At 64.2% G+C, this 10,952-nt stretch carries 10 protein-coding genes; 4 read left to right on the forward strand and 6 right to left on the reverse strand.

Annotated features, from left to right (window positions below):
* Window positions 1-222 precede the first annotated feature (222 nt).
* From AAFG50_RS34195 to AAFG50_RS34205, 3 genes are all read left to right on the forward strand, one after another.
* A complete protein-coding gene (locus AAFG50_RS34195; RefSeq protein ID WP_028175198.1) occupies window positions 223-498 on the forward strand; it encodes a hypothetical protein in 276 nt (91 codons plus the stop codon).
* A gap of 159 nt (window positions 499-657) precedes the next feature.
* Window positions 658-1,335: a Crp/Fnr family transcriptional regulator gene (locus tag AAFG50_RS34200; protein WP_011085032.1), complete on the forward strand. Its 678-nt coding sequence runs from the start codon at window positions 658-660 to the stop codon at window positions 1,333-1,335.
* A gap of 57 nt (window positions 1,336-1,392) precedes the next feature.
* Entirely contained in the window at window positions 1,393-1,620 is a 228-nt protein-coding gene (locus tag AAFG50_RS34205; protein ID WP_028175197.1) for a hypothetical protein, read from the forward strand.
* Between the two features lie 79 nt (window positions 1,621-1,699).
* Here the strand turns inward: AAFG50_RS34205 and AAFG50_RS34210 are convergent, their stop codons facing one another.
* The 3 genes from AAFG50_RS34210 to AAFG50_RS34220 all read right to left on the reverse strand — a co-directional run bounded on the left by AAFG50_RS34210 (window position 1,700) and on the right by AAFG50_RS34220 (window position 4,099).
* Complete coding sequence (locus tag AAFG50_RS34210; RefSeq protein WP_049832558.1) at window positions 1,700-2,038, reverse strand: hypothetical protein; 339 nt, start codon at window positions 2,036-2,038, stop codon at window positions 1,700-1,702.
* 46 nt (window positions 2,039-2,084) lie between these two features.
* A complete protein-coding gene (locus AAFG50_RS34215; protein WP_156149857.1) occupies window positions 2,085-2,231 on the reverse strand; it encodes a hypothetical protein in 147 nt (48 codons plus the stop codon).
* Window positions 2,232-2,662: 431 nt separating this feature from the next.
* Window positions 2,663-4,099 carry an oligosaccharide flippase family protein gene (locus AAFG50_RS34220; RefSeq protein WP_028175196.1) on the reverse strand — a complete coding sequence of 479 codons (1,437 nt, stop codon included), beginning with the start codon at window positions 4,097-4,099 and terminating at the stop codon, window positions 2,663-2,665.
* 385 nt (window positions 4,100-4,484) lie between these two features.
* Between AAFG50_RS34220 and AAFG50_RS34225 the strand changes: the two genes are divergently transcribed.
* The gene (locus AAFG50_RS34225; RefSeq protein WP_028175195.1) at window positions 4,485-5,552 is read left to right on the forward strand and encodes an endo-1,4-beta-xylanase; all 1,068 of its coding nucleotides are present in this window, start codon (window positions 4,485-4,487) and stop codon (window positions 5,550-5,552) included.
* Window positions 5,553-5,564: 12 nt separating this feature from the next.
* On the opposite strand, the gene AAFG50_RS34230 is transcribed toward AAFG50_RS34225, so the two are convergent.
* From AAFG50_RS34230 to AAFG50_RS34240, 3 genes are all read right to left on the reverse strand, one after another.
* Window positions 5,565-6,515, reverse strand: coding sequence for a DUF6492 family protein (locus AAFG50_RS34230; RefSeq protein ID WP_028175194.1), 951 nt, complete (start codon window positions 6,513-6,515; stop codon window positions 5,565-5,567).
* A 95-nt stretch (window positions 6,516-6,610) separates the two neighbouring features.
* Window positions 6,611-7,405: an rRNA adenine N-6-methyltransferase family protein gene (locus AAFG50_RS34235; RefSeq protein WP_028175193.1), complete on the reverse strand. Its 795-nt coding sequence runs from the start codon at window positions 7,403-7,405 to the stop codon at window positions 6,611-6,613.
* Window position 7,406: 1 nt separating this feature from the next.
* On the reverse strand, window positions 7,407-10,871 hold the full coding sequence (locus AAFG50_RS34240; protein WP_028175192.1) for an AAA family ATPase: 3,465 nt from the start codon (window positions 10,869-10,871) through the stop codon (window positions 7,407-7,409).
* Window positions 10,872-10,952 lie beyond the last annotated feature (81 nt).

Raw genomic sequence — 10,952 nt, forward strand, 5'->3', positions numbered from 1 at the left:
GGGCAAGGGCGGATGATGTGCAAAACTGCTCAGATGCCGATCGTATGATCGGCGCGCGGCTCAGGATCAGTTGCGGACCATTCCTTCAAAGCTGAGCAATTTTGCTCTGCAGCAGAGCGAGCCAACCGATAGGCTCTCTGATGGCCGTCCCTCGACCGGCACGAAGAGGGGTCGACAAGTGGCGCGGCTGACGCCTCTGCAGTTCGTCCAGGAGATCTCACCTTGACTATCAGAACAACACGGACCACCGTTTCGTTCGCCAATCCCTTCGTCCTTCAGGGCCTGGAGGGCACTCAGCCCGCCGGTGAATATGTCGTCGTCACTGACGACGAGCAGATCGAAGGGTTGTCGAGGATCGCCTATCGGCGCGTGGCGACGCTGCTTCAGCCGCCCGCGAGGTCTGCCCCCCAATTACTGATCCAGTTCTACTCGGTCAGCCAAACGGAGCTGGATGCCGCACTCATGAAGGACCGGCATCAGACGGTCGTACGGCATTGAGAGCGCAGGCGAGCCGTATGGCGAGCCGGCCGAGGCCGCCGCCACAATTGCCTGGCCGGGATCACCGGGGGGCCCGAAGGCGGACGCAAGATTTGCCTAACGCGCCCGGCCCCGGCCCTGCTAAACTGAAGCCCCCTCCATCAGGTTCTTGACGACGTTATGCTAAAAGCGGCGAAAAGCTCGTTCGATCCAAAACTCTTTCTCGCCAAGGTCGGCGAGGGCAAAGCCATACTGAAATTCGACAAGAACCAGGTCGTGTTCTCGCAGGGCGACGCCGCGGACACGGTTTTCTACATCCAGAAGGGCAGGATCAAGGTTCTCGTCGTCTCCGAGCAGGGCAAGGAAGCCGTGGTCGGAATCATGGAGCCCGGACAATTCTTCGGCGAAGGTTGCCTGAACGGCCATCCCTTGCGGATTTCGACAACGGTGGCGATGGAGCAATGCCTGGTCACGTCGATCGCGAAATCGGCTATGCTTGCGATACTCAAGGGCGAGCCAAAGTTCTCCGAGTTGTTCATGGAGTATCTGCTCAGTCGAAACAGCCGCATCGAAGAAGACCTGATCGACCAGTTGTTCAATTCGAGCGAGAAGCGGCTTGCGCGTCTTCTCCTGCTCCTGGCGAATTTTGGCAAGGATGGCGCCACGCAGCCCATCACGGCGCAGGTCAGTCAGGAGACGCTCGCAGAGATGATCGGGACGACCCGCTCACGCGTCAGCTTTTTCATGAACAAATTTCGCAAGCTCGGCTTTATCACCTACAACGGCAAGATCGAGGTTCACAGTTCCCTCCTGAACGCGGTCTTGTATGACAAGCCTGAGATCGTGAGGGACGACTGAGACAGTTGGGGGCAAGAACGCCTCGAGCCGCCTCCTGCAACGATATGAAGGTACCCCATGAAAAAGCCGACCGCGCACGTCGACGAGATCGCGCCGAGAATCATTCAAAGGGCTGATGTCGCACCGGCCGATGGCTTCACGCTTGTGGTCGATGGCCACTTCAAGACCCGTTACGACAGCGAAACTGCTGCCCGAGAAGCCGGCGCCGAGTTGCTCGGCAGATTCCCAATGCTGCAAATCCTGGTCTACGATGCTGCGACCGGGATGCGGTCGCCGCTGCAATAGATTTTCGGCGTGACCTGGCCCGCATCGGGTGTCGTTGCGGGCCTGTGCGAAGTGTTCGTGAAGCTCTCGGAATGCAGGATCATCCTTTCTTGGGACGATCGGACGGGGTGTCCGAGACCTGCCGGCGCAGACGTATTGCTTCCGCAAAGCTGTCAGATGGCTGCCTTTGCGGAGCGGGACGGTTCTCGGGCTCGTCAGGCTCCGGTGCTCGCAGGACGGAGAGCAGCGCTTCGCTGTCGCGGTCCAGACGCTTGTCAGCACCCGACGCGTCGAGCGTATGGCCGACCAACTCGCCCGAGAGACGATAGATATTGTTCCCCCGGAGATCGTAGACTTTCTTGCCGGTGAGGTCGAAGATCGATGTGCCGTTCAGAACCCCGGCGCGGATTCCCCTGTTGTTGAATATGTATCCGCTCACCACACATCTCCCATCGACGGCCCTTTGGCGGTACGCCGGCGACCGCCTATCGGGTCGCAACCCGGCCTTTCGCCTCCTCCTCGGCCAGACGTATCATGAGCCATTGCCGCCGGACGTCGTCTTTGGCCAGATCGATCTGCCGTCTGAGGATTTTGAGGTTTTCGAGGTGGATGAAGTCTTCCAGGTCCTCCATTCGGGGGCACCCGCTCAGGTCGGTGGCCTCAAATCGTGACTGGCGAGCCAGAGGGCCGCGGCCGATCTCATCGGATCGGTTTCGACTGCGGCAGCACGAATGTGATGGCAGGCGCACGCGAACGTTCCGATGTCAAAGGCGGATGAGCCGGGGATCCTCACCAAGCTCATGGGTTCGCCGCACCTGGGACAGCGCGGCCGCCGGTCTGATGCAAGTGACGAACCGAATGAGTGGGAATGTTGCAAATGCATGCGATGCGCCCTCGAGATCAGGCGGGAGCGTTACAGCACTCTCAGTCACCGATAGATGCCGATAAGGGGCGGTGATACAGCCAGCATGAGCCGCCGGGGCCGAAGTTACTGGTCAATATTGCTCGCTCGAGCAAAGTTCCCGCCGCCTGGAGCCCGGCCCGGTTGCCTCGTCAGCTCCGGCTAGACGCCCAGCGCCTTCCGGTTGAAGGTGCGCAGAACACGCAACGACAGCGTTCGCACGTTCGCGACATTGAGAAGCCACGCCGCGGCGGCGTAAGCGAAACCGCCCGCAAGGCTCACGATGATCAGCGCGACGAGCCCGGTGCCGTCGACCTGCGATCGCGCGACGAGGATCGCAGCCGCCATGGCTGCGGCGGAGGCGGCAACGCCGGCGAGACGATTGACGTCGAACGGCACGGGATGGGCACGGTGCATCAGGACGAGTGCGACGACGAGGCCGATCGCCTCGGTCGCAAGCGTCGCCAGCGCCGCGCCGTTGAGGCCGTAACCTGCGACCAGCGCGAACATCAGCGCGACGCTCACCACGAGCGTGAGGAAGGACTGCGCCGCCAGCATGAACGGCCGCTCGGCGAGCTGAAAGCTGATCTGGACGTAGAACTGATTGGCGATGCCGAAGAAGCGGGCGAGCACCAGGGTCGGCAGCAGCGCCGACACGCCGGCGCGGAAGTCGACGCCGACCAGCGTGCCTGCGACCTGGTCCGCCGCCAGCGCCAGCCAGATCGCGACGGGCGCGACGACGACGAGCAGCAGTTCGAGACTTTCGTTCAACCGCTCGCGCGTGGTCTCATTGTTCTTCTCCGACAGCGATCGGAACACGAGCGGCACGGTCGCCGCGGCGACGCTGGAGGCGATCATCACCATGAACTGGCGCGGCAGATCGGCGGCGACGCCAAAGATGCCGGCGGCGTCCTTGCCGAGGAGATAAGCGACGATCAGGCGGTCGCAGGTCGAGTACAGCGCGACCGAGAGACCGGCCAGCGTCAGCGGCAGGCCGTAGCGCGCCAGCTGCATGAACTGGCTGCGCTGGAAAGGCGCGATCCTGGTGCGGTCGCCGACGAGATTGAGGATGATGCCGGTCAGCGAGCCCAGCCCGAACGCCGCGAGCAGGCCCATGCCGCCCCAGCCGAGCCAGATCCCGAGCAGGCCGAAGCCCACGCTCGATACGCTGCGCACGATCGAGATCGCCGCGAACCGGTAAGGGCGCAATTTGGCGCGCTCGAACTCCTGGCCGACATCGACCGCATTGGCCATGATCGCGACGAACATGCTGGCGAGCAGCAGCTCGACGCTGACGTCGCTGCGGAACAGGAAGACCAGCGGGGTCGTGGCACAGAGCACCGCGGCCGTGAGCCCAAAGGCGACCATCGCCGTGGCGCGAAAATCCACCTCCGCCGACATCGCCTGATAGCGGGACACCGACAGCTTGATCCAGGCGAAGAAGATCGCACCCAGAATGCCGGCAAGGCTGATGCCGACGACATAGACGCCGTACTCTGCGGGCGTCAGCAGCCGCGTGTAGGCGGTGACCGCGAAGAAGCCCACCGCCGCAGGCAGGATATAGGCGACCAGGTAGATGGAGAAATGGCGGTTCAGCATGCGGGCACGGGACCGGAAGCGGTCATGCGAGTTTTGCGGCCGTTGATCAGTTGGACCTTGGGGTGGCGATCGGACTGCGCCGCAGCATCCCCGAAGAGTGTCACATAAGTCTGCAAATCGGGCCGCGAATGGAGCAGCACGGCGGATTTCGCGCGTTAGCGTTAAATTTGTCCTTTCCTCGAACCGGAGCCGCAGATCACCGATAAGAGACCATCATTCAGGCGCCTTAAGACGCTTTCCAGCGCGTGAACGCGCTGGAACAGCGATGCAGCGGCCCATGGGTTGACGCACCTGACATCCGGCAAAGGTTAACCCAACACGACGAAACCCCGGCATTGCACGGCGCCGCTTGGTACGATGGCGCATTGGTTCCCGAGGGAATGCCGTGGCGAGGCTCGACAGACGCGAATTCCTTCTCGGCACGGCCGCAACGCTTGCGGCGGGCGGATCCGCGTCAGCCTTGCCGGCGTCGAAACTTGCCCAGCGCCGTCCGGGATTTGGTGCAGCGGCAACGCTCTGGGACCTGCAGGCCGATCCGCGGCTTGGCGAAGCCATCAGCACCTATTGCACGCAGGTCGTGCCGGTGCTCGAGCTGAAATGGCCGATGCTGCGCCCGGACGCGCACACGTTTGCCTTCGAGCGCGCCGACGCGATCCTGGATTTCGCGCGGGCGAACGATCTGACGATGCGCGGGCATGCGCTGGCCTGGTATCACGACATTCCAGACTGGACCAAGCAGATCAAGGACGCCAAAGGCGTCGAGCGTGCGTATCTCGACCACATCGGCACCGTCGTCTCCTACTACAGGGACGAGCTGACGTCGTGGGACGTCGTCAACGAGCCGATCCCGGACAATCCCCAAAGTCAGAAAGATCGGCGCGACACGTTCTGGACGCAGCATCTCGGCAACAACTGGATCCCGCTCGCCTTCCGCACGGCGGCCGCGGCCGACCCCTTCGTCAAGCTCGCGATCAACGAATACGACATCGAGTCGGCCAAGGACTCCTTCATCGCCAAGCGCGCTGCCTACCGCAACCTGATCATGGAGCTGCTCGACCAAGGTGTCCCGCTGCACGCCGTGGGATTGCAGTCGCATCTGCATGCCGAGCTCGAGATCGACACCCATGGGCTCGCCGAATTCGTCACCGAGCTGCGCTCGTGGGGGCTGGAAGTTCTCGTCACCGAGCTCGACGTCGACGATCAGAAGCTGACCGGCAGTCCGGCCGAGCGCGACAAGATCGTCGCCAAGCGTGTCGATGATCTCCTGACCGCGATCTCGACCAGCGGCCCGGTGCGCTCGATCCTGACCTGGGGCCTCTCGGATCGCTACAGCTGGATCAACGGCACCTTCGCCCGCGCGGACAAGCAGCCGAACCGTCCCCTGCCGCTCGACGGCGAATTCAGGCCGAAGCCGTTCATGGACGTCATCAGCAGGTTCACGAAGGACGTTTGAGGGCAGCTTGTTCTAGCGCGTCCTCGGCGTCTCGAACTCGGCTTCGTCCCCCATATGATCGGGAGACAGGCTCGGTCCGCGACGGTCGCGCGAGCTGAGACGGAACACGTCGCGGATGTCGTCGATCGAGGTCGACGAATAGGACTGGATGCAGAGCGCGACCTGCCCGGGCGAGGCGGCGCGCATCATCGCCTCGATGGCCGGGCGGTCGAGACGCGTGTCATCCCAATGCGAGACCGCGATGCTGTCTTCCGTCACCCGATGTGCTGCCAGATGCTCCGGCGAATTGGCGACGAAGTGGCCGTAGAGCAGGTACTCGGAAAACTTCTTCTTCCGGCACAGTGCGAGAGCCCAGCCGAAGCCAGTCGCCGACTTGATGGCGTCGGTCATCGCGCGCGCGGTGTCCTTGTCCCAGACCAGCGCATTGCCGACATAGTCGTCTGCCGGAAACGAGCGCCCCTTGATACCGAGAAGCTGATCGACGGTGCGGAGCCACAGCACATGTAACGGGTGGTCGGCGTCGATCCCTCCGCGCGTGACAAACAGCGGCGTCTTCTCACCGCCGGCATATTGGCCGACATCGAATTCACGGAAGAACAGATTGTCCGAATCCAGGATGCAGACGCGCTGCTCGGGCGCATTGAGGACGCCGGCGATCTTGAGCAACTGCTGGATGTGCCAGCCGTGCACGGGTGACGACAGCAGCGACAGCCAGACGCGTCGTTTGCTGACGAACTGGAGCGCCGGCGGCAGCGCCCAGAGCCATTTCGGCAGGTAACGCGAGGCCGGAACGATGACGCGCTTGTCGGAAGCGAACCGCTCGAACAGCGGCACGTCCTCATCGTTAACGAGAACATAATGCCGCGTATATCCCGTCAGCCAGGTGTCGATGCTCTCGCTGAGCAGCGAAAAGCGTTCGATATCCTTGGCATAGCTGGCAGTCAGCAGTGCAACGGAATGCATGGAGCGTGCTCGAATGGCCATCAAGCCACAGTCATAACCGCACCGGGGGGCGCTGGATACTCACATTCGCAATCAAGGTAAAATGAAACGAAGCATCAGCCATCCGACGGCAGTCCCTGCTCGATGCCGCGAAACCGCAGCGGCGCCAGCGCGGAGGCGCGCTGCCACCAGTCGGCGACGCGGTCGTCGAGCGCGGTCGTGCCGCGACCCCGGCCGGGAAAGATCCGGACCTGCTGGACCGGCTCGGCCTCGAACCCCCTGCCCTTGCGCGTGATCCTGATGACGGCACCTTCGCGGTCCCGCTGGGTCAGCGGCACCAGAAGGCGGCCGCGCGGGCGGAGCGACTGGAGCCAGAGCGGATGCGGATGCGAGAAGCCGGCATGCACGATGATGACGTCGGCGGGCGCGCCGATGTCCTCACACCCGTCGCCCTGGACGACCTCGACATTGCGATAGGCGCGAAGAAAGTTCGCGGCACGGGCTGCAAGCCGCTCGTCGCATTCGATCGCACGCACGCTGCCCTTCGGACCGACGATCTTCGACAGCACCGCCGAGAAATAGCCAAGCCCGCAGCCGATCTGGACCACGCGGTCCTTGTCCCCGACGTCGAGCAAATCGATGAAATGCGCCCACAGGCTCGGCAGGCCGGAGTCGAGCTTGCGGCGCGCGTCGATCGCGACCAGCACATTGTCGTAGAGATGAACGGGATCGGCGTCGGGTGTCAGTCGATAGCTCCGCGCCGCCTCGCTCTTGATGCGCCAGGGCCCTCTCGCCAGAAAATCCTCGCGCGGCACGGCGGCGAGCGCTTCGAGCAGGCGCTTGGAGGAAATCCGCTCGCGCTTTGCGATTCTTTCCACGTAGCGCGCACGCGCGGCGGCGAGATCGCTCATGTCAGGGATCGACCCGTTCCCGAACGGACGCGTCCGCGCGAAGGTCGTTGACGAGCTGCATCGCCTGCTTCAGGTCCGGCGTGAGGAAGCCCTCGCTGAACTTGCCGACGATCGGCGTCAGCAGGAGCGTCGCATGCTCGCCCTTGCCGGCATCGTGCGACAGGCGCGCGAGACTGACGGCGGTGCGGAGCTCCCAGGACAGCGCGCCCTGCTTGCGCGCGGTCTCCAGCGACAGCACGAACAGATCTTCCGCTTCCTGCACCGACGCCGGATTGCCGTCCGACAGGGTGATCTCGCCTTGCAGCCGATAGACCTCGGCAAGGTAGGAGTGATCGCCGGTCCGCCTTGCGGTCGCCAGCGCTCCGTCCAGCGCGCGAAGGGCGGCGTCGCGCAGGCCGACCTTGGCGTAGGCTTCCGCGAGCAGGCATCGGAACCAGCAGCCGGCGAGCCAGGAATCCATCGCCTCATATTCGTCGAGGCCGAAGCGCATCTGGCTGAGGCCCTCGTCGGCCTCGCCGAGCTGGGTCAGCGCCCAGCCGCGCAGGATCGCGGCCTGCTGCTTCCAGTGCAGGAAATTGTGCTCGGTGGCGATGATCATGGCACGGTTGGCGTGATCGCGCGTGCCTTCGACGTCGCGCAAATGCTGGCAGAGATAGGCGCCGAACACCAGCGCGAAAGCGAGCGTGAAGGGATGGCGGATCTTTTCGGCGTTCGCGATCGCCTGTTCGCTGTGCTGGCGCGCCGCGTCGGGCCGGCCGAGGAACCACAGGAGATAGCCGAGATAGGACAGCGAGACCACGCCGGGATCGGTGCCGTGGCGCACCATCAGGTCGGAATGCAGATCGGGGCTGTAGAGATTGATGCAGCGGTGCAAATGATGCTGCGAGGCGGCAAAGCGCCCGCGATAGAGCATGGTCATCGCGATCGCGCGATGCGCCTCGATCAGATAGCCGGTCTGCTGCGCCGGCTGCGTCCGCTCGCTCAGCCGCTCGCGCTTGGCGAATTTCAAAAGTTCGACGCTGAGATCGTGCGCGCGCGTCAGATCCGCTCGGATGAAGTGGCACACCCAGAGCCCGCGCGTGGCAGCAAAGGTATTCTCCTCATCGTCGAGCTGCCGGCCGAGCTCGAGCGCACGGACGTAGTTCTCCTCGACTTCCTGCACCGCATAGCCTTTGGCGGCGATCAGCGCGTTGCCGAGCGCGATGCGCAGCTCGAGCTCCATCTCGTCGGCGCCCTGCATGCGCGCATTGGCCTGCACGACGCTGAGGCCTCGGTGCAGATGGCCGATCGCCTCGAGATTGGCGCCGCTCTTGGCCGCCTGCTTGCCGGCCTTGAGCCAGAAGCTCGCCGCACCCTCGCTCTGGCCGGATTCGGTCAGATGATGGGCGAGCAGCTCCGGCTCGCGCTCGGTCTTCTCCGGATACATCTCGGCGAGCACCTGGACGATGCGGGCATGCAGCTTGCGCCGCTCGCTGTGCAGCAGGCTCGCATGCGCGGCGTTCTGGATCATCACATGCTTGAAGGAGTAGAGCGCGTCCGGCGGATGGCCGCGGCGCATGATCAGCCCCGCCTCCTCCAGGTGATTGAGCGCCGCCTCGATCTGCTCCGAAGGCGTATTGGCGACTGCGTGCAGCGTCTCATAGGAGAACTCGCGGCCGATGGTGGCACCGATCTGCGCGATCCGCTTGAACGGCCCCATCCGGTCGAGACGCGCCATCAGCGAGTCGGTCAGGGTTGCCGGGATCGCGAGTTGCCGCCACGGGCCCGACAGCACGTAGCGCCCGTGCCGCTCGGTCAGCAGGTTGGATTCGAGAACGGTCTTGGTCAGCTCCTCCAGGAACAACGGCACGCCGTCGGTCTTGACGATGATCTCCTCGACGACCTCCTTGGGAAGCTCTCTCCCGGCGACGCGCTCGACCATCGTCGTGCGCAACTGCCGGCTCAGGCGGTTCAGCACCAGGGTGGTGATGTGCGAATGCGCATTCCAGCTTGGCTGGAACTCGGAGCGCGCCGTGATGATGACGAGGATCGGCTCGTTCTGCACCTTGTCGACGAAGAGATCGATGACCTCGCGGGAGGTCGGATCGATCCAGTGCAGGTCCTCGAAGGCCATCACGAGCGGCATCTCGCGTGCGAGGCCGAGGAAATGATTGACCAGCGCCACGACCGTCGCGTCCTTCTGCTGCTGCGGCGACAGTTCGAGCGGCGGATAGCGGTCTCCGGTCGGTATGGACAACAGCGCGGCAAACAGCGGCGTGACCTGCTCGATGTCGCCATGGGCGGCGGCGATAGCGGTCTCCAGGCTCGCCAGTGAGTGCGCGGACGCATCCTCCCGGTCGAGGCCGAGGGAGAATTTGAGCTGCTCGGCGAACGGATAGAACGCGGTGGACGTGTAGTAGGGCGAGCACTGGAACGAGACCTGTCCGTGGCGGTCGCCTGCGATCCGCTCGAAGATCTCCTGAATGATGCGCGACTTGCCGATGCCGGGCTCGCCGAACTTGACCACGACCTGGCCGTCGCCATCCTTGACCTGCTGCCAGCGTCCCATCAGCAGCGCGATCTCCTCCTCGCGGTTGACGAGCGGCGTCAGCCGCGTGCCCATCGCGGCGGCAAACCGGGTCTCCACGCGCGAGGCACGCACCACATGCCAGGCCTGCGTTTTCTCCGAGATGCCCTTCAGCGCATGGACGCCGAGATTGCGGTAGTCGAACTTCCCCTTCAGCAGCGACTGCGTCGAGGCCGAAATCACCACGCCATTGGGCGGCGCCAGCGCTTGCAGGCGCGCGGCGAGATTGACAGTTTCTCCGACCGCGGAGTCGCGCTCTTCGGTGCCCTGTCCCACGAGATCGCCGACCACGACGAGACCGGTCGCAATCCCGATGCGGACGGCGGGCGAGTGGCTGAGCGCGCCACGCGGCTCGATCGCGCGTGCGGTCGACAGCACCCGCACGATCTCGAGCCCCGCACGCACCGCGCGCTCGGCGTCGTCCTCATGTGCAGTCGGATAGCCGAAATAGACCAAAATTCCGTCGCCGACGAACCGAGCGGCAAAGCCCTCGTAGTGCTTGACCACGCGGACGCAGGTCTCGCGGAAGCTCGCGATCAAGTCACGCACGTCTTCCGGATCGAACTGCACCGAGAGCGAGGTGGAATCCACCATGTCGCAGAACATGGTGGTGAGTTGACGTCGTTCGGCCCCGACCTCCGCCCGGGCCTGCGGGGGCGCCGCGGCGGCCGGCGCCTCCGCGGTTTCAGCCTGGAACAGCGCCGCCATCGCTCGCTGGAGCCGCTTGCGATCACCAAGCGGCAATCCGAGCTCGACCAGGTCGGATTCGGTGAGATCCGCCATGACATCGAGATCGAGGCGGTGCTGCGCGAAGAGATCGGAGTAGTGCGCAAGGCCGATGCCTTCGAGCCAGCGCTTCAGCCCGCCTTCCGCTCCCGTGCCCGGCTCATTCTCCAGCATGGTGATTCTGCCCGACCATCACTCCGTCGAAGGGCTTTAGGCCCCTCAACCACAGATTTTGGGGCCCGAACTTCACCTCAG

Origin of the sequence: Bradyrhizobium sp. B039 (genome assembly GCF_038965675.1) — a bacterium.
GTDB lineage: Bacteria > Pseudomonadota > Alphaproteobacteria > Rhizobiales > Xanthobacteraceae > Bradyrhizobium > Bradyrhizobium diazoefficiens.

Excerpts from the sequence above, each read along its gene's own strand:
- AAFG50_RS34235 (WP_028175193.1), bottom strand. The coding sequence starts at position 7,405 with ATGAGCGATCTCGCCGCCGCGCGTGCGCGCTACGTGGAAAGAATCGCA.
- AAFG50_RS34220 (WP_028175196.1), bottom strand. The coding sequence starts at position 4,099 with ATGCTGAACCGCCATTTCTCCATCTACCTGGTCGCCTATATCCTGCCT.
- AAFG50_RS34240 (WP_028175192.1), bottom strand. The coding sequence starts at position 10,871 with ATGCTGGAGAATGAGCCGGGCACGGGAGCGGAAGGCGGGCTGAAGCGC.
- AAFG50_RS34230 (WP_028175194.1), bottom strand. The coding sequence starts at position 6,515 with ATGCATTCCGTTGCACTGCTGACTGCCAGCTATGCCAAGGATATCGAA.
- AAFG50_RS34205 (WP_028175197.1), top strand. The coding sequence starts at position 1,393 with ATGAAAAAGCCGACCGCGCACGTCGACGAGATCGCGCCGAGAATCATT.
- AAFG50_RS34200 (WP_011085032.1), top strand. The coding sequence starts at position 658 with ATGCTAAAAGCGGCGAAAAGCTCGTTCGATCCAAAACTCTTTCTCGCC.
- AAFG50_RS34215 (WP_156149857.1), bottom strand. The coding sequence starts at position 2,231 with ATGGAGGACCTGGAAGACTTCATCCACCTCGAAAACCTCAAAATCCTC.